The 23,950-nt window shown below is 73.0% G+C and carries 2 protein-coding genes (1 of these 2 only partly in view); both read right to left on the bottom strand.

Annotation, left to right across the window (positions count from 1 at the left end):
* Window positions 1-1,979: the beginning of an amino acid adenylation domain-containing protein gene (locus ACIOHG_RS18410; RefSeq protein WP_400951562.1), read on the bottom strand. The gene continues 11,404 nt to the left of window position 1, outside the view; 1,979 of the gene's 13,383 nt are visible here — the first part of the coding sequence; the start codon lies at window positions 1,977-1,979; the stop codon falls past the left edge of the window.
* Window positions 1,979-23,950, bottom strand: a complete 21,972-nt coding sequence (locus tag ACIOHG_RS18405; protein ID WP_400951559.1) for a non-ribosomal peptide synthase/polyketide synthase — start codon at window positions 23,948-23,950, stop codon at window positions 1,979-1,981. Before ACIOHG_RS18405 ends, ACIOHG_RS18410 begins: the two co-directional genes overlap by 1 nt.

Raw genomic sequence — 23,950 nt, 5'->3', positions numbered from 1 at the left:
AACGTCGACGCGTCGAAGGAGTACGGCGAATGCACCAGCACCCGCGCCAACCCCTCCCCCGCGAAGCGGCCGTCGACCGCCAACGCCACCACGTCCCGATGCGTCACCGCGACGCCCTTCGGCCGGCCCGTCGAACCGGAGGTGTACATCACATACGCCAACTGATCAGCACAGCAGGCAACTTCGGGAGCATCCGTCGCCTTCTCCGGGCCGACCACCAGCACCGTGCGGCCAAGTTCGGCGGCCTGCGCCGACAGGGCGGTGTCGGTGAGGACGACCTTCGCGCCCGTCTCCGCGACGATCGCCTCCCGGTGCGCCAACGGGTACCGGACGTCCAACGGAACGTAGCAGCCACCCGCCTTCAGCACCGCCAGCAACGCCACCACCAGCTCCGGCGAACGCTCCATCAACACCGCCACCGCCGACTCCGCACCCACCCCCTCGGCCACCAGCCGACGCGCCAAACCGTTCGCCCGCGCGTCCAGTTCGGCGTAACTCCACACCACACCGTCCGCCCGCAACGCCACCGCCTCCGGCGCACGCGCCACCTGCACCGCGAACAACTCCGGCACCGAAAGCGCCGGAACTCCGGTCACCGGGCCGCTCCGTTCGGTGAGCAGCCGGTGCTGCTCGTCCGGGGTCAGCAGTTCGACGGTCGCCACGGGGCGGGACGGGTCGGTGACCAGGGCGGTCAGGACCCGGACGAAGCGTTCGCCGAGTTCGCGGGCGGTCGGTTCGTCGAACAGGTCGAGTGCGTAGGTGATGCTGCCGGAGAGGCCGGCGGGGGTGCCGCCGGGGCCGGTGTGCTCGCCGAGGGTGAAGGCGAGGTCGAACTTGGCGGGGGCCTGGCCGCCGGGCAGGGGTTCGGCGGTCAGGCCGGGCAGGTCGAGGACGGGGGTGGCGTTGTTCTGGAGGGACAGCATGACCTGGAAGAGCGGGTGGCGGGCCATCGAACGGGCCGGGGCCAGCTCCTCCACCAGGCGCTCGAAGGGGACGTCCTGGTGCTCGAAGGCGGCCAGGGTGGTCCGCCGGGCCCGGGCCAGCAGTTCGGTGAAGTCGGGGTCGCCGGTCAGGTCGGTGCGCAGGACGAGGGTGTTGACGAAGAAGCCGACCAGGTCGTTCAGGCCCTCGTCCAGCCGTCCGGCGACGGCCGTGCCGATCGGGATGTCGGTGCCGCCGCCGAGGCGGGAGAGCAGCACGGCGAGGGCGGCCTGCACCACCACGAACAGGGTGCTGCCGTTGCGGCGGGCCAGTTCGGCGGCGGCGCGGTGCAGTTCGGCGGGGACGGTGAACTCGGTGGTGCCGCCGCGGTGGCCGGCCACCGGGGGGCGGGGGCGGTCGAACGGGAGGGCGAGTTCTTCCGGGAGGTCGGCCAGGGCGGCGCGCCAGTGGGCGAGTTGTTCGCTGAGCAGGCTCTCCGGGTCGTCCTCGTCGCCGAGCAGCTCGCGCTGCCAGAGCGCGTAGTCGGCGTACTGGCCGGGCAGTTCGTCCCAGTCGGGGGCGGTGCCGGTGAGCCGGGCCCGGTAGGCGGTGGAGACGTCGCGGGCCAGCGGGCCCATCGACCAGCCGTCGCCGGCGATGTGGTGGACCACCAGGAGCAGCACGTGCTCCTCGGCACTCCGCGAGAACAGCCAGGCGCGCAGCGGCAGTTCGGCGGCCAGGTCGAAGACGCAGCAGGCGTGTCCGGCAACCGCGGCGGCCAGGTCGTCCGCGCCGAGGGCGGTGGCGTCGACGGTGGTGAGCAGCGGGCCGACGGTGTCGGCGTCCCGGATGTCCTGCCAGGGCTGTCCGTCGGCGGCGGGGAAGACGGTGCGCAGCACCTCGTGCCGGGTCACCACGTCGTGCAGGGCGCCGTCGAGGGCGGCCGGGTCGAGGGGGCCGGTGAGCCGCAGGGCCAGCGGGATGTTGTAGACGGCGCTGGGGCCTTGCAGTTGGCCGAGGAACCAGAGGCGCTGCTGTGCGAATGAAACCGGGATCATCAGGACTCCTTGTGCCCGCGCATTGCCCGGAACGCGGGCCGTGCCTTCTTCTTGTTGAGGGATTCGAGTCGGGCGGCGACGCCCGCGGCGGTCGGCGCCTCGAAGAGTGCCTGGAGCGGCAGTTCGACCTGGAGGACGGTGCGGATGCGGCTGACCAGGCGGGTCGCCAGCAGGGAGTGTCCGCCGAGGTCGAAGAAGTTGTCGTCGAGGCCGACCTCGGGCACGCCGAGGACCTGGGCGAAGGCTTCGCAGAGTTGCCGTTCGCGGTCGGTGGTGGGTGGCCGGTGGGCGACCGCGGACCCGAGGTCGGGGGCCGGGAGGGCCCGGCGGTCGAGCTTGTTGTTGGCGGTCAGGGGGAGGGCGGGCAGCAGGACGACGGCCGCGGGGACCATGTAGTCGGGGAGGGCGGCGGCCAGGTGGCCGCGCAGGGTCTCGGGGGTGGTGGCGGTGTCGGCGGGGTCGGCGAGCACCGCGTAGGCGACCAGGCGCTTGTCGCCGGGGCGGTCCTCGCGGGCCAGCACGGCGGCGTGGGCGAGGGCCGGGTGGGCGCTCAACGCGGCCTCCACCTCGCCGAGTTCGATCCGGAAGCCGCGGATCTTCACCTGGTCGTCGGCGCGGCCGATGAACTCCAACTGGCCGTCGGGCGTCCAGCGCACCAGGTCGCCGGTGCGGTACATCCGGGTGCCGGGCGCGCCGTGCGGGTCGGCGACGAAGCGTTCGGCGGTGAGCGCGACCCGGCCGAGGTAGCCGCGGGCCAGGCCGGTGCCGGCGAGGTACAGCTCGCCGGCGGTGCCGGCGGGGACGGGGCGCAGCGCGTGGTCGAGGACGTAGCCGCGGGTGTTCTCCATCGGCCGGCCGATCGGCAGCACCGCGGGCACCCGGGCGGGGTCGGTGACCGGGACCTGGGTGGCGCACAGGGTGGTCTCGGTGGGCCCGTAGGTGTTGCGGACGACCAGGCCGGGGCAGGCTTCGAGGACGCGGCGGACGGCGGAGGCGGGGACGATGTCGCCGCCGGTGCCGACCTCGTGGATGCCGGTGAAGGCGGTGGGGTCGTCCTCGGCGAGGACCCGGAACAGGCCGGCCGTCAGGTGCAGGTGGGTGAGTCCGTGCCGGTCCTTCAGGGCCCTGATGGCGGCGCCGTCGAGCCGTCCCTCGGGCGCGACGACCACGGTGCCGCCCGCGGTGAGCGGGACCCACAGTTCGTAGGTGGAGGCGTCGAAGGCGTGCGGGGACTGGAACAGCACCCGGTGCGGGACGGTCTCGCGCCAGCAGCGGTCGGAGACGAGTTCGACCACGCCGCGGTGGGTGTTGGCGATGCCCTTGGGGACGCCGGTGGAGCCGGAGGTGTACATCACGTAGGCGGGCTGGTCGGGCCGGGTGCGCACGTCCGGGCGCCGGGGCGCGGTGCCGTCGCCGGCCCCGGTGTCGGGTTCGATCAGGAGCAGCTCGCCGCCGGCGGCCTCGACCGCCCGGACGAACGGGTGGGTGCGGGTGGCGCGGTCGACCAGCAGCAGTCCGGCGCCGGTGTCCCGGTGGATGACGCCCATCCGGGCCTCGGGGGCCCGGGCGTCGATCGGGACGTAGGCGCCGCCGGCCTTGAGCACGGCGAGCAGGGTGACCACGAGTTCGGCTGAGCGCTGCATCAGCACCGGGACCAGGGTCTCGGGGCCGACGCCGCAATCGGCGAGCAGGCGGGCGAGGCGGTCGGCGCGGGCGTCGAGTTCGGCGTAGTCGAGTTCGCCGCCGTCCCAAGCCAGGGCGGTCGCCCGGGGGGTGCGGGCGGCCTGGGCCTCGAACAGGTCGGTCAGGCTGCGGTCGGGGCGGTCGACGGCGGTGTCGTTCCAGCCGTGCAGCAGGGTGTGCCGGCGGTCCGCGGTGAGCACGTCGACCCGGTCGAGCGGGGTGTCCGGGGCGTGTTCGAGGGCGTCGACCAGGTGCTGGACGGCGGTGTCGAACAGTTCGCGGACCAGTTCGGCGTCGATGGGGGTGGCGGCCTGCGCGGTGAGCCGGAAGCCCTCGCCGAGGTCGTCGACGGAGACGGTGAGCGGGTAGTTGGTGCGGTCCTGGCCGTGCCGGGCTGCCACCCCGGCCAGGGCGCCGCCCGCGTGGTCGGGCCGGACCTGGCTGTGCCGGTAGTTGAACAGGGCGGTGAACAGCGGTGCGGGGGCGGCGATGCCGCTGGCCCGCTGGGCGAGGGCGAGCGGGGCGTGCTCGTGGACCAGCAGGTCGGCGAGGCGGCCGCGCATGGTGCGGACCGCGTCCAGGACGCTCGTCCCGGCGGTGTCCAGGCGCACCGGGAGGGTGTTGAGGAACAGGCCGGGGACGCGGTCGGCGCCGGTGCCGGAGTTCATCCGGCCGAACAGCAGGGTGCCGAAGACCACGTCGGGGCGGTTGGCGGTGGCGGCGACCACCCGGGCCCAGGCGACGTGGAACAGGGTCGCGGGGCTGACCCCGAGGGTGCGGGCGCGTTCCCGGACCCGGGCGGCCAGCTCCGGGGCCACGTCCTGTTCGGCCTGCTCGATCCGGGTGCCGCGGCCCCGGGTGTCGAGCAGCCCGAACGGGGCGGTGGGTTCGGTGAAGTCGCCGAGCAGGTCGGTGAAGAACCGCTCGTGCTCCGCGCGCGGGACACCGAGCCGGGCCTGCGCGACGAACTCGCGGAACGGCAGCGGGGCGGGCAGTTGCTCGGCCCGGCCGGCCGTGATCGCGTCGATCTCGGCCATCAGGATGTCCATCGCGGTGTGGTCCATCACCAGGTGGTGGCGCTGCAGCAGCAGGTGCCAGCGGTCGCTGCCGGGCTCGGCGGCGATGTGGGCGCGCAGCAGCGGGGCGGCCGTCAGGTCGAGGCCGGTCGGGCAGGCCGCGGTCAGCTCGACGACGGGGTCGCCGCCGCCGATCTCGACCCGGCGCACCGGCAGTTCGGCGTGTCGGGCGACCACCTGGACGGGTTCGGGCAGGCCGTCCCAGTGCACCGAGGTGCGCAGGATGTCGTGCCGGTCGACGACCTGCTGCAGCGCGGCGAGGAAGGCGTCCAGCCGCTCGCGGGAGTCGAAGCCGAGGGTGGCGGGCAGCAGGTACGGGTCCTCGGCGTCGTCGGTACCCTCGCCGGCGGCCAGCAGGTGGTGGAAGAGGATGCCCTCCTGGAGCGGGGCGAGCGGGTAGACGTCCGCGATGTTGGCGGCCCCGCCCGGGACGGCGGCGGTCAGGCGGTCCAGTTCCTCCTGGGTCAGCCGGACCAGGGTCACCATGTCGGGGGTGAGCGCCGTGGCGCCGGCCGGGATCAGGTTCGGCGGGACGGCCGGGCCGTCACCGGCCAGGGCGGCGGCCAGCCCCGCCGGGGTCGGGGCGGCGAACAGCTCCCGGACGCCGGTCCGGAGGCCGCGCCCCCGCAGCCGCTCGACCAGCGAGACCGCCAGCAGCGAGTGGCCGCCCAGTTCGAAGAAGTTGTCGTCCGCGCCGACCCGTTCGACGCCGAGCACCTCGGCGAAGGCCGCACAGAGCAGCTCCTGCTCCGGGGTCGACGGCGCCCGGTAGGCGGTTCCGGCGGTGAACTCCGGTGCGGGCAGCGCACGGTGGTCGAGCTTGCCGTTGACGGTCATGGGCAGCGCGTCCAGGGCGACGATCGCCGCCGGGACCATGTACTCGGGCAGGACGGCCGCCAGCTGTTCCCGCACCCGGGCCGGATCGAGGTCGCCGTTCGGCACCAGGTAGCCGACCAGCCGCCCGTCCCGGACCAGCACGGCGGCCCGGGCCACGTCCTGACGCTCCGTCAGGACGTGCTCGATCTCGCCGAGTTCGATCCGGAAGCCGCGGATCTTCACCTGGTCGTCGGTGCGGCCCAGGTAGTCGAGTTCGCCGTCGGCGTTCCAACGGGCCAGGTCGCCGGTCCGGTACATCCGGGTGCCGGCCGGGCCGTACGGGTCGGCGACGAAGCGCTCGGCGGTGAGAGCGGGCCGGTTGAGGTAGCCGCGGGCCAACTGGGCGCCCGCGATGTACAGTTCGCCCGCCACACCGACCGGCACGGGACGCAGCGCGGCATCGAGCACGTAGGCACGGGTGTTCCACATCGGACGGCCGATCGGGACGACCGTGCCGACCTCCGCGTCCGGGCCGAGCAGGTGGTCGGTGCAGCCGACGGTCGCCTCGGTCGGGCCGTAGTGGTTCACCACCGCGACCCCCGGGTTGCGCCGCCGCCACTCGGCCAGTTGGGCGCCGCGGACCGCCTCGCCGCCGACCATCAGACGGCCGGTCGGCACATGCGTGTCGGTCAGCGCGTCCAGGTAGGCCAGGCCGCTGGGGGTCGCCTTGAGGAAGCTGAGGCGCTGCCCGTCGAGCGCGGCGGGAAGCTCCGCGTCCAGCGCGGCGATCCGCACACTGCCGCCCGAGACGAGCGCGCCGTAGAGGCCGGTCACCCCCGCGTCGAAGGAGATCGAGGCGTGCGCCAGGGTGTGCCCGGCGAGCTCCGGATAGACCTCCACGGCCCGCGCCAGGTAGTTGACCACGCCCGCGTGCGGCACCAGCACGCCCTTGGGGCGCCCCGTCGAGCCGGAGGTGTAGATCACGTACGCGGGCTGCCGCGGATCGATCGCCACCCCGAGGTTCCCGTCCGGAAGGCCCTCACCCGTGCGGGCGTCGACCCGGACGACCTGCTGGCCGCTCAACTCGCGCTCGGTCAGGACGACGGTCGGTCGTGCGTCGGTGAGCATGTGGGCGATCCGCTCGGCCGGGTACTCCGGGTCGATCGGCACGTACGCACCACCGGCCTTCAGCACGGCGAGCATCGCCACGACCACGTCGACGGAGCGCTCCATCAGCACCGCGACCAGCGACTCCGCCCCCACCCCGCGCTGCACCAGCAGCCGGGCCAGGCGGTTCGCCCGCCCGTTCAGCTCCGCATAGCTCAACACCGTGCCCGCGTACAGCACCGCCGGCGCATCCGGCGTCCGGGCCGCCTGCGCCTCGAACAGCGCCGTCAACGTGGTCGCCGGAACATCGTGAGCTGTGTCGTTCCACTCGGTGAGAATGCGACGGCGCTCGACCGGGGCCAGCACCTCCACCCGGTCCACCGACCGCTCCGGCGCACCCAGCAGCTCACCCAGCACCCGGACGAAACGCCCGGCCAGTTGCTCGGCCGTACCCCGGTCGAACAGGTCGGCGGCAAAGGTGAGCAGACCGTGCAGGCCGGCCGGCGCGCCGTCCGGACCGGTCCGCTCGGACAGCGTGAAGCCGAGGTCGTACCGGGCCGCGACCGGGGAGCCCGGCAACGGTTCGGCCGTCAGGCCGGGCAGGTCGAGGACGGCCTCGGCGTTGTTCTGGAGGGAGAGCATGACCTGGAAGAGCGGGTGGCGGGCCATCGAACGGGCCGGGGCCAACTCCTCCACCAGCCGCTCGAACGGCACGTCCTGGTGCGCGAACGCGGAGAGGTCCGCCTCCCGGACCCGGCCCAGCAGTTCGGCGAAGCTCGGGTCACCGGACAGGTCGGTGCGCAGCACCAGCGTGTTGACGAAGAAACCCACCAGGTCGTCAAGGGCCTCGTCGGTGCGGCCGGCGACGGGCGTCCCGATCGGGATGTCCGTGCCCGCGCCGAGCCTGGACAGCAGCACGGCCAGCGCCGCCTGCACCACCATGAACGGGGTGACCCCGGCGGTCCGAGCCGTCTCGCGGACCCGCCGGTGGAGTTCGGCGGGCACGCTCAGCTCGACCGTGCCACTGCGGTGACTCGCCACCGCCGGGCGCGGACGGTCGGCGGGCAGCGCCAGCTCCTCCGGCAGGTCGGCCAAGGAAGTGCGCCAGTGGGCGAGTTGCTCGTTCAGTACGCCGTCCAGCAGGTTGCGCTGCCACAGTGCGTAGTCCGCGTACTGCACCGGCAGCGGCACCCAGTCCGGCGCCCGGCCGGCAAGGCCGGCCGCGTACGCGACAGACAGATCCCGGGCCAGCGGCGCCAGCGACCAGCCGTCACCCGCGATGTGGTGCAGCACCAGGAGCAGTTCGTGCTCCTCGGCGCTGCGCGAGAACAGCCAGGCGTGCAGCGGGAGTTCGCTCCGCAGCCGGAAGGAGTGCCGACCGGCCCGCGCCGGGTCGAACTCACCGACCGTCAGCAGCTCGCCGATCTCGGCCACCGGCCGAATCCGCTGCTCCGGCCGACCGTCCGTGGCGGGGAAGACGGTGCGCAGCACCTCGTGCCGCGCCACCACGTCCCGCAGCGCCAGCGCCAGCGCGTCGGTGTCCAGCGGGCCCGAAAGCCGTACGCCCAGCGGGATGTTGTAGGTGGCGCTCGGCCCCTCCAACTCGCCGAGGAACCAGAGGCGTTGCTGCGCGAACGACACCGGCAGCACCTCCGGCCGCTCCGCCGCGACCAGTGCCGGACGACCCTGCCCCGCACCGTCCAGGCGCTCGGCGAGAGCGGCCACCGTCGGCGCCTCGAACAGCGTCCGGATCGGCAGCTCGGCCCCGAGAGCGGTACGAATGCGGCTGGCCAGCCGGGTCGCCAGCAGGGAGTGCCCGCCCAGGTCGAAGAAGTTGTCGTCGATGCCGACCCGGTCCAGGCCGAGCACCTGGGCGAACACCTCGGCCAGCAGTTCCTCGCGCGGGCTGCGCGGCAACCGGCCCTCGGTGACGGCCAGTTCGGGCGCGGGCAGGGCGCGGCGGTCGAGCTTGCCGTTGCCGGTCAGCGGCAGCGCGTCGAGCGCCACGATCGCGGCCGGGACCATGTACTCCGGCAGCCGGGCCGCCAGCCAGGCCCGCAGGTCGGCCGGAGCCGCTTCATCCGACGCGCCTGCCTCGCCTGCCGGGACGATGTACGCCACCAGGCGCCGATCGCCCGGGCGGTCCTCCCGGACGATCACGGCCGTTCGGGCAACGGCCGGGTGGGCGCCGAGCACGGCCTCGATCTCGCCGAGTTCGATCCGGAAGCCGCGCAGCTTGACCTGCTGGTCCGCCCGGCCCATGTACTCGATCAGCCCGTCACGGTTCCAGCGCGCCAGGTCGCCGGTGCGGTACATCCGGGTGCCGGGAGCACCGTGCGGGTCGGCGACGAAGCGCTCCGCCGTCAGGCCCGGACGGTCGAAGTAACCGCGGGCCAGGCCCGCACCCGCGAGGTACAACTCGCCCACGCAGCCCGCCGGTACGGGGCGCAGTGCGGCGTCGAGTACGTATGCCCGCATGTTGTCGAGCGGCCGGCCGATCGGCAGAGCAGGGCCGGTGTCACCCACCGGGTGGGCGGTGGCGAAGGTGGTGGTCTCGGTCGGGCCGTAGACGTTCACCACGGTGGTGCGCGGGCAGGCCGCCCGAACCCGGGCCACCGGGGCCGGGGAGACCACGTCACCACCGGTCCACACCTGGCGCAGACCCGCGAAGCAGGACGGGTCCTCCTCCGCGAACAGGCCGAACAGGCCGATGGTGAGGAACATGAAGCCGACCCCGTGCTCCGTCACCAGCCGGGACAGCCCGGCCGCCGTCAGCTCCCCGGCCGGCGCCACCACGACCTGGCGCCCTGTCAGCAACGGCGTCCAGAGCTCGAACGTCGAGGCGTCGAAGGAGTGCGGCGAGTGCATCAGCACCCGGTCAGCGTCGGCGGCGAACCGCCGGTCGGCGGTCAGCGCCACCACGTCCCGGTGCGTGACCGCGACGCCCTTCGGCCGGCCGGTGGAGCCGGAGGTGTACATCACGTACGCCAACTGGTCGGTATTTACGGCGAGTTCGAAGCTCTCCGCAGTCTCCGCGCCGACGGTCAGGACGGTCCGCCCCAGTTCGGCCGCCTCCTCGTGCAGCGCCTCGTCGGTGAGGACGACCTTCGCGCCCGTCTCCGCGACGATCGCCTCCCGGTGCGCCAACGGATACCGGACGTCCAGCGGAACGTAGCAGCCACCCGCCTTCAGCACCGCCAGCAACGCCACCACCAGCTCCGGCGAACGCTCCATCAACACCGCCACCGCGGATTCGCTGCCGATGCCCTCCGCTGCGAGCCGACACGCCAACCCGTTCGCCCGCGCGTCCAGTTCGGCATAACTCCACACCACACCGTCCGCCCGCAACGCCACCGCCTCCGGCGACCGCGCCACCTGCACCGCGAACAACTCCGGGATGCTCCCGGTCGGCACCTCGCGCGCGGTGTCGTTCCACTCCCCGAGAATCCGCTGCCGCTCCTGCGGGGCCAGCAGCTCGATCCGCTCGACCGATCGGCCCGGGTCGGCCGCCACCGCGTGCAGCACCCGCAGGAACCGCTCCACCAGCGTCTGCGCGTCCTCCCGGTCGAACAGGTCACACGCAAAGGTGAGGGTGCCGTGCAGCCCCTCCCCCGCACGGTTCTCGTCCAGCGCGAAGGCCAGATCGAACTTGGCCGACGGCTCCCCGGCCGGCACCACGGCCGTCGTCAGGCCCGGCAGCGCGATTTCGGGTGCGGCGTTGTTCTGGAGGGACAGCATGACCTGGAAGAGCGGGTGGCGGGCCATCGAACGGGCCGGGGCCAGCTCCTCCACCAGCCGCTCGAACGGCACGTCCTGGTGCGCGAACGCCGAGAGGTTGCCCTCCCGGACCCGGCCCAGCAACTCGCGGAAACTCGGGGCGCCGGACAGATCGGTGCGCAGCACCAGCGTGTTGACGAAGAAACCCACCAGGTCGTCAAGGGCCTCGTCCGTACGGCCGGCGACGGGGGTCCCGATCGGAATGTCCGTGCCCGCGCCAAGCCGGGACAGCAGCACGGCCAGCGCCGCCCGCAGCACCATGAACACCGTCACACCCTCGGCCCGCGCCAACTCGGCCAGTTGGGCGTGCAGTTCGGCGGGGACGGCCAGCTCCACCGTACCGCCCCGGTGACTCGCCACCGCCGGACGGGCGTGGGTGGTCGGCAGCACCAGCTCCCCCGGCAGGTCGGCCAGAGCAGCACGCCAGAACGCCAGTTGCTCCTCCAGTACGCCGTCCAGCAGATCGCGCTGCCACAGCGCGTAGTCCGCGTACTGCACCGGCAACGGCACCCAGTCCGGCGCCCGGCCGGCGAGACGGGCCGCATAGGCGGTGGACAGGTCACGGGCCAGCGGCACCATCGACCAGCCGTCACCCGCGATGTGGTGCAGCACCAGGAGCAGTACGTGCTCCTCGGCGCTCCGCGAGAACAGCCAGGCGCGCAGCGGCAGTTCGGCGCTCAGGTCGAAGGCGTGGCCGGCGGCGGCGGTCAGGTCGAACTCACCGACCGTCAGCAGCTCGCCGATCTCGACCAACGGCCGAATCCGCTGCGCGGGCCCGCCGTCCACCGTGGGGAAGACGGTACGCAGCACCTCGTGCCGGGTCACCACGTCGTGCAGCGCGGACTCCAGCGCCGCCACGTCGAGCAGGCCCGACAGCTCCACCGCCATCGGGATGTTGTAGGTGGCGTTCGCCCCCTCCAACTCGCCGAGGAACCAGAGCCGTTGCTGCGCGAACGACACCGGCAGCACCTCCGGCCGCTCCGCCGCGACCAGCGCCGGACGACCCTGCCCCGCACCCTCCAGGCGCTCGGCGAGAGCGGCCACCGTCGGCGCCTCGAACAGCGTCCGGATCGGCAGCTCGGCCCCAAGAGCGGTACGGATGCGGCTGGCCAGCCGGGTCGCCAGCAGGGAGTGCCCGCCCAGGTCGAAGAAGCTGTCGTCGACACCGGCCTGCGGCAGCCCCAACACCTCGGCGAAGAGCGCAGCCAGCACCTCTTCACGCGGAGTGCGCGGCAACCGACCCTCGACGACGATCGGGAGTTCGGGCGCGGGCAGAGCGCGGCGGTCGAGCTTGCCGTTGCCGGTCACCGGCAGCGCGTCCAGGGCGATGATCGCGGACGGGACCATGTACTCCGGGAGGACGGTGGCGAGTTCGGATCGGACGGCTACCGAATCGAGTTCGCCTGCCGGGACGACGTAGCCGACCAGTCGCTTGTCACCCGGCACGTCCTCGCGCACCAGCACCGCGGCCTGCGCGACGGCGGGGAGCTGGGCGAGGGCGGCTTCGATCTCGCCGAGTTCGATCCGGAAGCCGCGGATCTTCACCTGGTCGTCCGTGCGGCCGAGGTATTCCAGGCTGCCGTCGGCCCGCCAGCGGACCAGGTCGCCCGTGCGATACATGCGCGCACCGGCCGGGCCGTAGGGGTCGGCGACGAAACGCTCCGCGGTCAGGCCCGGACGGTTGAGGTAGCCCCGCGCCAACTGCACACCCGCGAGATAGAGCTCACCCGCGACACCCACCGGAACAGGGCTCAGACCGGCGTCGAGCACGTAGACGCGGGTGTTCCACACCGGACGGCCGATCGGCACCACACTGCCCGCCGGGTCCTCCGCGCACGCCCACGACGTGACATCCACCGAAGCCTCGGTCGGGCCGTACAGGTTGTGCAACGCAACGCCCGGCAGCACACGGGCAAACCTGTCACGCAGGTCCGCCGGCAGCGCCTCACCACTGCACAGCACCGCCCGCAGCCCCGTGCACTCGGAAGCCGTCACCTCCCCCATAAAGGCTTGGAGCATCGACGGGACGAAGTGCGTCACCGTCACCCGCTCCCGACGGATCAACTCCGTCAGGTACGCCGGGTCGCGGTGACCGCCGGGGCGGGCCACCACCAGCGCGGCGCCCTCCAGCAGCGGCCAGAAGAACTCCCACACCGACACGTCGAACCCGAACGGCGTCTTCTGCAACACCCGATCAGCGGACGTCAGACCGTACTCCGCCTGCATCCACGCCAGCCGGTTGACGATGCCCTCGTGCGGCACCACCACACCCTTCGGACGCCCCGTCGACCCCGACGTGAAGATCACATAGGCGGGATGCTGCGGCGCCAGACCATGATCCGGCAACGCCTCCGAAGGCCACTGCTCCGAAGCATCGACCAGTTCACGCGTCACCACCACCGGACTCGCCGCCTCACCGAGCAAGTACTCCACCCGCTCCACCGGAAGCTCCGGATCCACCGGCAGATACGCACCACCGGCCTTGCCGACCGCCAGCAACGCCACCACCAGTTCGGCCGACCGCTCCATCAGCACGGGGACGACCGACTCCGGCCCCACCCCACGATCCACCAGCAGACGCGCCAACCGATTCGCCCGCGCATCCACCTCACGGAACGTCAGCCCCGTGCCCTCGAACACCACCGCCACCGCATCCGGAGTACGCGCCACCTGCGCCGCAAACAGGTCCGGCAACGTCCCACCCGACACCTCGTGCGCCGTCTCGTTCCACTCCGCCAGCACCCGCTGCCGCTCGGCCGCGCCCAGCACCTCCACCCGGTGCACCGACGCCCCGGGGGACGCCACGACAGCAGCCAGCACCCGCACGAAACGCTCGGCCAACAACTCCGCCGTCGCCGGGTCGAACAGGTCACGCGCGAAAGTCAGCGTGCCCGACAGCTCCTCGTCCAGTTCAAGGGCCAGGTCGAACTTGGCCAGTGGCTCGTTGCCCTGAGCAGCAGTCACCTGAACACCAGGGAGCACCAGCTCAGGCGCGGCGTTGTTCTGGAGGGTGAGCATCACCTGGAAGAGCGGGTGGCGGGCCATCGAACGGGCCGGAGCCAGCTCCTCCACCAGGCGCTCGAACGGCACGTCCTGGTGCGCGAACGCCGAGAGGTCCGCCTCCCGGACCCGGCCCAGCAGTTCGGCGAAACTCGGGTTCCCGGTCAGGTCGGTGCGCAGCACCAGCGTGTTGACGAAGAAACCCACCAGCTCGTCAAGGGCCTCGTCCGTACGGCCGGCCACCGGGGTCCCGATCGGAATGTCGTCACCGGCCCCGAGGCGCGACAGCAGCACGGCCAGCGCCGCCTGCAGCACCATGAACACCGTCACACCCTCGACCCGCGCCAACTCGGCCACCCGCGAACGCAGTTCCACCGGCAGCACCAGCTCCACCGAACCACCCGCGCGCCCGGCCACCGCCGGACGCGGACGATCCACCGGCAACGCCAACTCCTCCGGCAGACCGGCCAACACACCCCGCCAGAAAGCCAGTTGATCGCCCAACACACCGTCCAACAGCCCCCGCTGCCACCACGCATAGTCCGCGTACTGCACCGGCAACGGCACCCAGTCCGGCGCCCCGCCCGCCACCCGGGCCGCGTACGCGACGGACAGATCCCGCGCCAGCGGCGCCAGCGACCAGCCGTCACCCGCGATGTGGTGCAGCACCACCTGCAAGTGGTGCTCGGTCGGAGCGGCCGAGAACAGCCAGGCTCGCAGCGGGAGTTCCGCGTCGAGCCGGAAGGCGTACGCCGCCGCCTCGACCGGGTCGAACTCACCGACCGTCAGCAGCTCGCCGACCTGCTCGACCGGCAGCACCCGCTGCTGCGGCTGCCCGTCGGCAGCCGGGAAGACGGTGCGCAGCACCTCGTGTCGCGCCACCACGTCCCGCAGTGCCAGTGCCAGCGCGTCGGTGTCCAGCGGACCCGAAAGACGTACGCCCAGCGGAAGGTTGTAGGTCGCGTTCGGGCCCTCCAGCTCGTTGAGGAACCAGAGCCGTTGCTGTGCGAACGACACCGGCAGCACCTCCGGCCGCTCTCCCGCGACCAGCGACGGACGGCCCTCCCCCGCACCGTCCAGGCGCTCGGCGAGAGCGGCTACGGTCGGTGCCTCGAACAGCACGTGGAGGGGCAGCTCGACGCCGAGCACGGCGCGGACGCGGCTGGCCAGCCGGGTGGCGAGCAGGGAGTGCCCGCCCAGGTCGAAGAAGTTGTCGTCGACACCGACCCGGTCCAGGCCGAGCACCTGCGCGAACGCCTCCGCCAGCAGTTCTTCGCGCGGCGTGCGAGGAGCCGTCCGGGACGTTGGGGCGGTGAACTCCGGCGTGGGCAGAGCGCGGCGGTCGAGCTTGCCGTTGACGGTCACCGGCAGCATGTCGAGGACGACAAGTGCGGCCGGGACCATGTACTCCGGGAGGACGGTGGCGAGTTCGGATCGGACGGCTGCCGGGTCGAGTTCGCCTGCCGGGACGACGTAGCCGACCAGGCGCTTGTCCCCCGGCACGTCCTCGCGCGCCAGCACGGCCGCCTGCGCGACGGCGGGGAGCTGCGCGAGGGCGGCTTCGATCTCGCCCAGTTCGACCCGGAAGCCACGGATCTTCACCTGGTCGTCAGTCCGGCCGAGGTACTCCAGGCTGCCGTCCGCCCGCCAGCGGACCAGGTCACCGGTCCGATACATCCGGGTGCCGGGAGCGCCGTGCGGGTCGGCGACGAAACGCTCCGCGGTCAGGGCAGGGCGGTTGAGGTAACCGCGCGCCAACTGCACACCGGCCAAGTACAGTTCACCGGCCACACCGACCGGAACAGGGCTCAGACCGGCGTCCAGGACGTAGACGCGGGTGTTCCAGACCGGGCGGCCGATCGGGACGGCACTGCTCGTCGGGTCCTCCGCGCAGGCCCAGGAAGTGACGTCCACCGACGCCTCGGTCGGGCCGTACAGGTTGTGCAACGGAACGCCCGGCAGCACGCGGGCGAACCGATCGCGCAGGTCGGCCGGCAGCGCCTCACCACTGCACAGCACCGCACGCAGCCCCGTGCACCCGGAAGCCGCCGCCTCCCCCACGAACGCTTGGAGCATCGACGGCACGAAGTGCGTCACCGTCACCCGCTCACGCCGGATCAACTCCGCCAGATACGCCGGGTCGCGGTGACCCCCCGGGCGGGCCACCACCAGCGCGGCACCCTCCAACAGCGGCCAGAAGAACTCCCACACCGACACGTCGAACCCGAACGGCGTCTTCTGCAACACCCGATCGGAGGAGGCGAGTTGGTACTCGCCCTGCATCCACGCCAGCCGGTTGACGATGCCCTCGTGCGGCACCACCACACCCTTCGGACGACCCGTCGACCCCGACGTGAAAATCACATACGCAGGATGCTGCGGCGTCAGACCACGATCCGGCAGCTCGTCGCACGCGTACTCCGATGAAGCCGCAATCAGATCCGCCGTGACGACCACCGGGCTCGCCGCCTCGCCGAGCAGGTACTCCACCCGCTCCGTCGGAAGCTCCGGATCGACCGGCAGATACGCACCACCCGCCTTGCCGACCGCCAGCAACGCCACGACCAGTTCGGCCGACCGCTCCAATACCACCGGCACGACCGACTCCGGCCCCACCCCACGATCCACCAGCAGACGCGCCAACCGATTCGCCCGCGCATCCACCTCACGGAACGTCAGCTCCGTCCCCTCGAACACCACCGCCACCGCATCCGGCGAACGACGCACCCGAGCAGCAAACAGCCCCGGCAGCGTCCCACCCGACACCACACGCGCCGTCTCGTTCCACCCCACCAACACCTGCTGCCGCTCGGCCGCGCCCAGCACCTCCACCCGGGTGAGCGCGGTCTGCGGGGCCTGCTCCAGCGCGTCCACCAGGTGGGCGACGCCGGTGTGCACCAGGGCGCAGAAGGAGTGGGCGTCGATCGGTGCGCGGGTCTGGGCCACCAGGGCGAAGCCGGCGGGGCCGAAGTCGTCGACGGCCAGGGTCAGGGGGTAGTTGGTGCGCTCCTCGACGAAGGCGACCTCGACTCCGGTGAGTCCGGTGCCGGGCGTCCGGTCGGCGGCCTCGGCCCGGCCGTGGCGGTAGTTGAGCAGGGCGGTGAACAGGGGGGCGGTTCCGTCGATGCCGCTGGCCCGCTGGGCGAGGGCGAGCGGGGCGTGCTCGTGGACCAGCAGGTCGGCGAGCTGTCCGCGCATCGCGTGCAGGGCGGTGCGGACGTCGGTGTCCGCGGTACGGGCCCGCACGGGAAGGGTGTTGACGAAGAGACCGGGCACTCGGTCGGCGTCGGCCCCGGCGTTCATCCGGCCGAACAGGACGGTGCCGAAGACCACGTCGTCCCGTCCGGAGGTGGCGGCGACCACCCGGGCGAAGGCCAGGTGGAAGACGGCGGCCGGGCTGACGCCGTGTCGGCGGGCCTGTGCGCGCAGCCGTTCGGCCAGGTCGGCGGGCAGCGGGAGCCGCGACTCGGCGATCCCGTCGGCGTCGCCGTGTGCGTCGAGCAGGCCGAACGGGGCGGTCGGCTCGGTCACGTCGGCCAGCAGCTCGGTGAAGTACCGCTCGTGCTCGCTCGACGGCAGCCCGAGGCGGGCCTGCGCGACGAAGTCGCGGTAGGGCGCCGGTTGCGGCAGCGCCTCCGGCCGACCGTCGAGCAGGGTGCGGATCTCGCCGAGGAGCACCTCCAGTGCGGTGTGGTCGGAGCCGAGGTGGTGCTGGCGGACCAGCAGCAGCCAGCGGCCGGTACCGGGCTCGGCCGCGAGGTGGGCGCGCAGCAGCGGGGCGGTGCTCGGGTCGACCGGAGCGCCGGCGCGGGCCAGCAGTTCGGCCGCCGGATCGCCCGAGTTCGTCAACTCGACCGTTTCCAGCGGGAGTTCGACCTTTCTTAGCACCACCTGGACGGGCTCCGGCAGGTCCTGCCAGAGGACGGCGGTGCGCAGGATGTCGTGCCGGGCGATCACCTGCCGGAGCGCGTCGAGGAAGGCGTCCAGCCGGGTCCGGGAGTCGAAGGCCAGCACGGTCGGCAGGACGTACGGGTCGCGCCCGCCCTCGCCGGCGGCCAGCAGGTGGTGGAAGAGGATGCCTTCCTGGAGCGGGGCGAGCGGGTAGACGTCGGCGATGTTGGCGGCCCCGCCCGGGACGGCGGCGGCGATCCGGTCCAACTCGGGCTGGGTCAACCGGACCAGGGTCACCAGGTCGGGCGTGAGCACCGTGGCGCCGGCCGGGATCAGGTTGGCCGAGGCCGCGACCTGCCGCCCCGAACCCGTGGCGGCGGCGAGGCCCGCCGGGGTGGGCGCGGTGAACAGGGTGCGCACGTCGACCTGGACGCCGCGCGCCCGCAGCCGCTCGACCAGTTGGACGGCGAGCAGCGAGTGGCCGCCCAGTTCGAAGAAGCTGTCGTCCGCGCCGACCCGCTCGACGCCGAGCACGTCCGCGAAGGCTGCACAGAGCAGTTCTTCCCGCTCCCCGACCGGGGCCCGGTAGCCGGTGGTCGCGGTGAACTCCGGTGCGGGCAGGGCACGGCGGTCGAGCTTGCCGTTGACGGTCACCGGCAGCGCGTCGAGCGTCACGATCACCGCCGGGACCATGTACTCCGGCAGCAGACCGGCCAGGTGCGCCCGCAGTTCGGCCGGGTCGAGTTCGCCTGCCGGGACGACGTAGCCGACCAGGCGCTTGTCACCCGCTGCCGCGTCCTCGCGCACCACGACGGCCGCGTGCGCGACGATGGGGAACTGGGCGAGGGCGGCTTCGATCTCGCCGAGTTCGATCCGGAAGCCGCGGATCTTCACCTGGTCGTCGGTCCGGCCGAGGTATTCCAGGCTGCCGTCGGCCCGCCAGCGGACCAGGTCACCGGTCCGGTACATGCGGGTGCCGGGAGCGCCGTGCGGGTCGGCGACGAAGCGTTCGGCGGTCAGGGCGGGACGGTTGAGGTAGCCGCGCGCCAACTGCACACCGGCCAAGTACAGTTCACCGGCCACACCCACCGGAACAGGGCTCAGGCCGGCATCGAGCACGTACACGCGGGTGTTCCACACCGGACGGCCGATCGGCACCACACTGCCCGTCGAGTCCTCCGCGCACGCCCAGGACGTGACGTCCACCGAAGCCTCGGTCGGGCCGTACAGGTTGTGCAGCGGCACCCCGGGCAGCACACGGGCGAACCGGTCACGCAGGTCGGCCGGCAGCGCCTCGCCACTGCACAGGACCGCCCGCAGCCCCGTGCACTTGGAGGCCGCCGGATCGCCCACGAAGGCTTGGAGCATCGACGGCACGAAGTGCGTCACCGTCACCCGCTCCCGGCGAATCAGCTCCGCCAGGTACGCCGGATCGCGGTGACCGCCCGGGCGGGCCACCACTAGCGCGGCACCCTCCAGCAGCGGCCAGAAGAACTCCCACACCGACACGTCGAACCCGAACGGCGTCTTCTGCAACACCCGATCCGAAGCCGAGAGTCGATACTCGCCCTGCATCCACGCCAAGCGATTGACGATGCCCTCGTGCGGCACCACCACACCCTTCGGACGCCCCGTCGACCCCGACGTGAAAATCACATACGCAGGATGCTGCGGCGTCAGACCACGATCAGGCAGCTCATCAGCGGCATACACGACAGACGACTCGACAACCTCCGGTGTCACCACCACCGGGCTCGCCGCTTCACCGAGCAGGTACTCCACCCGCTCCACCGGAAGCTCCGGATCGACCGGCAGATATGCACCACCGGCCTTCATCACTGCCAACAGCGCCACGACCAAATCCGCCGACCGCTCCATCAGCACCGGCACGACCGACTCCGGCCCCACCCCACGGTCCACCAACAGCCGCGCCAACCGGTTCGCCCGCGCATCCACCTCACGGAACGTCAGCTCCGAGCCCTCGAACACCACCGCCACCGCATCAGGCGTACGCGCCACCTGCGCAGCGAACAGCTCCGGCAGCGTCCCACCCGACACCGCACACGCCGTCTCGTTCCACCCCGCCAGCACCCGCTGCCGCTCGGCCGCGCCCAGCACCTCCACCCGGTGCACCGACACCCCGGGGGACGCCACGACAGCAGCCAGCACCCGCACGAAACGCTCGGCCAACAACTCCGCCGTCGCCGGGTCGAACAGATCACGCGCGAAAGTCAGCGTGCCCGACAGCTCCTCGTCCAGTTCGAAGGTCAGGTCGAACTTGGCGGCCTGTTCGCCGGCGGCCTTGGCGGTGACGGTGAGGCCGGGGAGGTCGAGGGTGGGCCGGGTGTTGTTCTGGACGGCGAGCAGGATCTGGAAGAGGGGATGGCGAACCGTGGAGCGAGCGGGGGCCAGCTCCTCCACCAGCCGCTCGAAGGGAACGTCCTGGTGCGCGAACGCCGAGAGGTCCGCCTCCCGGACCCGGCCCAGCAGTTCGGCGAAGCTCGGGTCGCCGGACAGATCCGTCCGCAGCACCAGCGTGTTGACGAAGAAACCCACCAGCTCGTCAAGGGCCTCGTCGGTACGGCCGGCCACCGGGGTCCCGATCGGAATGTCGTCACCGGCCCCGAGGCGCGACAGCAGCACGGCGAGCGCCGCCTGCAGCACCATGAACACCGTCACGCCCTCGGCCCGCGCCAACTCGGCCACCCGAGAACGCAGTTCGACCGGCAGCACCAGCTCCACCGAGCCACCCGCGTGCCCGGCCACCGCCGGACGCGGACGGTCCACCGGCAGCGCCAACTCCTCCGGCAGGTCGGCCAACGCACCCCTCCAGAACGCCAGTTGATCGCGCAGCACACCGTCCAACAGCTCCCGCTGCCACCACGCATAGTCCGCGTACTGCACCGGCAACGGCACCCAGTCCGGCGCCCCGCCCGCCACCCGGGCCGCGTACGCGACGGACAGATCCCGCGCCAGCGGCGCCAGCGACCAACCGTCACCCGCGATGTGGTGCAGCACCAGGAGCAGGACGTGCTCGTCGGGGGTGATGGTGAACAGGCTTGCCCGGAGCGGGAGTTCGTGGTGCAGGTCGAAGGGGTGGGCGGCGGCTTCGGCGAGGGCGTGGTCGCTGTAGGGGGCGACGACCGGCACCGGGCCGGTGGGGTGGATCAGCTGGTAGGGGCGGCCGTCCTCGGTGGGGAAGGTGGTGCGCAGCACCTCGTGGCGGGCGGTCAGGTCGGCGAGGGCTTCGGCCAGGGCGGTGTGGTCGAGCGGGCCGGTGAGCCGCAGTTGCATGGGGAGGTTGTAGGTGGCGTTCGGTCCCGCCAACTCCTGGAGGAACCAGAGGCGTTGCTGGGCCGGGGAGAGCGGCGGGCGCTCCGGGCGCGGGGTGGCGCGCAGCGCGGGGAGGGGGGTGCCCGCGTCGTCGAGGCGGTCGGCGAGGGCGGCCACGGTCGGCGCCTCGAAGACGGTGCGGATGGGGAGTTCGACGCCGAGGACGGTGCGGACGCGGCTGGCCAGGCGGGTGGCGAGCAGGGAGTGTCCGCCCAGGTCGAAGAAGTTGTCGTCGAGGCCGACCTGCGGCAGGCCGAGCACCTGGGCGAACGCCTCGGCCAGCAGTTCTTCGCGCGGCGTGCGGGGGGCCGTCCGGCCCACGGGGGCGGTGAACCCGGGGGCGGGCAGAGCACGTCGGTCGAGCTTGCCGTTGACGGTCAGCGGGAGCGCGTCCAGGGCGACGAGCAGCGACGGGACCATGTACTCCGGCAGGACGGTGGCGAGTTCGGCCCGCACGGCCGCCGGGTCGAACTCGCCTGTCGGAACGACGTAGCCGACCAGGCGCTTGTCACCCGGCACGTCCTCCCGCACCAGCACGGCGGCCTGCGCCACCGTCGTGCAGGACGCCAACGCGGCCTCCACCTCGCCGAGTTCGACCCGGAAGCCGCGGATCTTCACCTGGTCGTCGGCCCGGCCCAGGTACTCGAGGCTGCCGTCGGCGCGTCGGCGGACCAGGTCACCGGTCCGGTACATCCGGGCACCGGCCGGGCCGTACGGGTCGGCGACGAAGCGTTCGGCGGTCAGGGCGGGGCGGTTGAGGTAGCCGCGCGCCAACTGCGCACCGGCCAGGTACAGTTCACCGGCCACGCCGTCGGGGGTCAGGCGCAGGGCGGTGTCCAGGACGTGGGCCCGGGTGTTCCAGAGCGGGTGGCCGATCGGCGGGAGCTCGGCGCCGTGCAGGGAGGTGCTGACGAGGGGGGCGCTGGCGAGGGGGGCGCTGGCGGTGGAGGCGACGGTGGCTTCGGTGGGGCCGTAGACGTTGATCATCCGGCGGTCGCGGGACCAGGTGTCGACCAGGTCGGCGGGGCAGGCTTCGCCGGCCACCACCAGGGTCATTCCGGCGGGCAGGCCGTCGCCGGGGGCGAGGACGGAGACCGTGGAGGGGGTCAGGGTGGCGTGGGTGACCCGCTGTTCCGTCAGCAGGGCGGTGAGCGGGGCGCCGGGGACCAGTCGCTCCGCGGGGGCGAGGACCAGGGCGGCGCCGGCCAGCCAGGCGGGCCACATGTCGGCGACGGAGGCGTCGAAGCCGGGCGAGGCGAACTGGAGCAGTCGGCTGTCGGGGCCGATGGCGAGCCGGTCGATGTGGTCGGCGGCGAGGTTGGGGACGCCGCGGTGCGGGACCACGACGCCCTTGGGGCGGCCGGTGGAGCCGGAGGTGTAGATGACGTAGGCGGGGTGCTCGGGGCGCAGCCGCCCGCGCTCGGCGGCGGTGAGGTCGCTGTCGGGGTGGGCGGCGAAGGGCCCGGTGCCGTCCAGCAGCCCGGTGTCGTCCAGCAGCCCGGTGTCGTCCAGCAGGGTGCGGGGCAGCTCCGGCGGGAGCAGGTCCCGGTGCCGGCGGTCGGTCAGGGCGTGGACGGGGCGGGCGTCGCGGAGGACGAAGTCGATGCGTTCGGAGCGGTACTTGGGGTCGATCGGCAGGTAGGCGCCGCCGGCCTTGAGGACGGCGAGCAGGGCGATCACCAGGTCGGGCGAGCGTTCCAGGACGACGGCGACCAGGGTCTCCGGTCCGACGCCCCGGCCGGTCAGGTGCCGGGCGAGCCGGTTGGCGCGGGCGTTGAGCTGCGCGTACGTCAGGTGCTGCTGTTCGAACAGGACCGCGACGGCGTCGGGGGTGCGGGCGGCCTGCGCCTCGAAGAGGTCCGGCAGGGTGCCGTGCGGGACCGTCCGGGCCGGGCCGCGGCCGGCCTCCAGGGCGCGGGCCCGCTCGGCGGCGGTCAGCAGGTCGAGGGCGGCCACGGGGGTACGGGCGGCGTCCGCGTCGAGGTCGGCAAGGTCGGCGAGGTCGGCGAGGTCGGCGAGGTCGGCGAACTGTTCCAGCAGGCGGGCGAGGCGTTCGCCGTGCGCGACGGTCTCGTCCTGGGTGTACAGGGCCGGGTTGGCGTCGACCACCAGGTGGAGGCCGGCCGCGCCGCCGCGGTCGTAGAGCACGAAGGAGAGGTCGTCGACGGCGCCGTTGGAGAAGTTGTGGGCGGTGCAGGGCAGTCCGGCGAACCGCAGGTCGTAGTCGAAGGGCATCACGTTGACGGAGGGGCCGACCAGGCGGGCGCCCTCGGCGCCGACCAGGCCCTGGTCGCGGCGGACGGACTCGTAGCGGTAGCGCTGGTGGCGCAGCGCCTCGCGCATGGTGGTGGCGGTCTGCCGGACCAGGTCGTCGAGGGCGAGGCCCGGACGGACCGTCAGGCGGATCGGCAGGACGTTGGCGAGCATGCCGATGCCGGCCCGCCGGGCGCGGGTGGGGCGGCCGGTGACGGGGAGGCCGAGCACCAGGTCCTCGGCGCCGGTGAGGCGGTGCAGCAGGAGCGCGCTCGCGGCGGTGACCAGGACGGGCAGGCCGGTGCGCAGGCGGCGGGCGGCGGCGCGCAGGCGGTCGGCGGTGGCGGCGGGCAGGTCGGTGCGGTGGCGCAGCGCGGTGTGCGCGGCGGGGGCGGTGCGGCCGGCCGGGGTGGCGGGTTCGGGGCGGTCGGCGAGGCGGTCGGCCCAGTAGCGGGCGTCGGTGGCGCTCTGCTCGCTCGCGGGGTAGTCCAGTTCGTCCTGGAGGGTGGTGCGGTAGGGGGTGAACGGCGACTCGGTGGGGCGGCCCTCGACCAGGGCGGTGTAGAGCTCGGCGACGCGGGCGGCGACCAGGGCGCCGCTGTAGCCGTCGCCGGCCACGTGGTGGACGCGCTGGTACCAGTAGAGCCGGTCGGGGCCGGCGGGGAAGACGGCGCTGGCGGTGACCGGGTCGTGCTCCAGGTCGAGGGGGCGGGTCAGGTCGGTGCGGATCCACTCCTGGACGGCCGCCCAGGGGTCGGCCTCGGCGGCGACGTCCTGGACGTGGATCGGCGGCGGTTCGGCGCCCAGGTACTGGCGGATCTCGGCGCCGTCGCGGGTGAAGCGCAGCCGGGGGACCTCGCTCTCGTCCTGCACCTGCCGTACGGCGCGCTCGAAGAGGACCGGGTCGACGGGGCCGTGGATCTCCAGGCACTCGGCGATCCGGTGCGCGGGGCTGGTCGGGTCCAACTGCTGGGCGAACCACACCCCGGACTGGGCGGTGGTCAGGGGCCAGGTGACGGATCGGTTGTCCGACAT

It is taken from the genome of Kitasatospora sp. NPDC088134, assembly GCF_044741705.1.
GTDB lineage: Bacteria > Actinomycetota > Actinomycetes > Streptomycetales > Streptomycetaceae > Kitasatospora.
This window is presented reverse-complemented; position numbering and strand designations above follow the sequence as displayed.

Coding starts and splice junctions, on each gene's coding strand:
- ACIOHG_RS18405 (WP_400951559.1), bottom strand. CDS start 23,950: ATGTCGGACAACCGATCCGTCACCTGGCCCCTGACCACCGCCCAGTCC.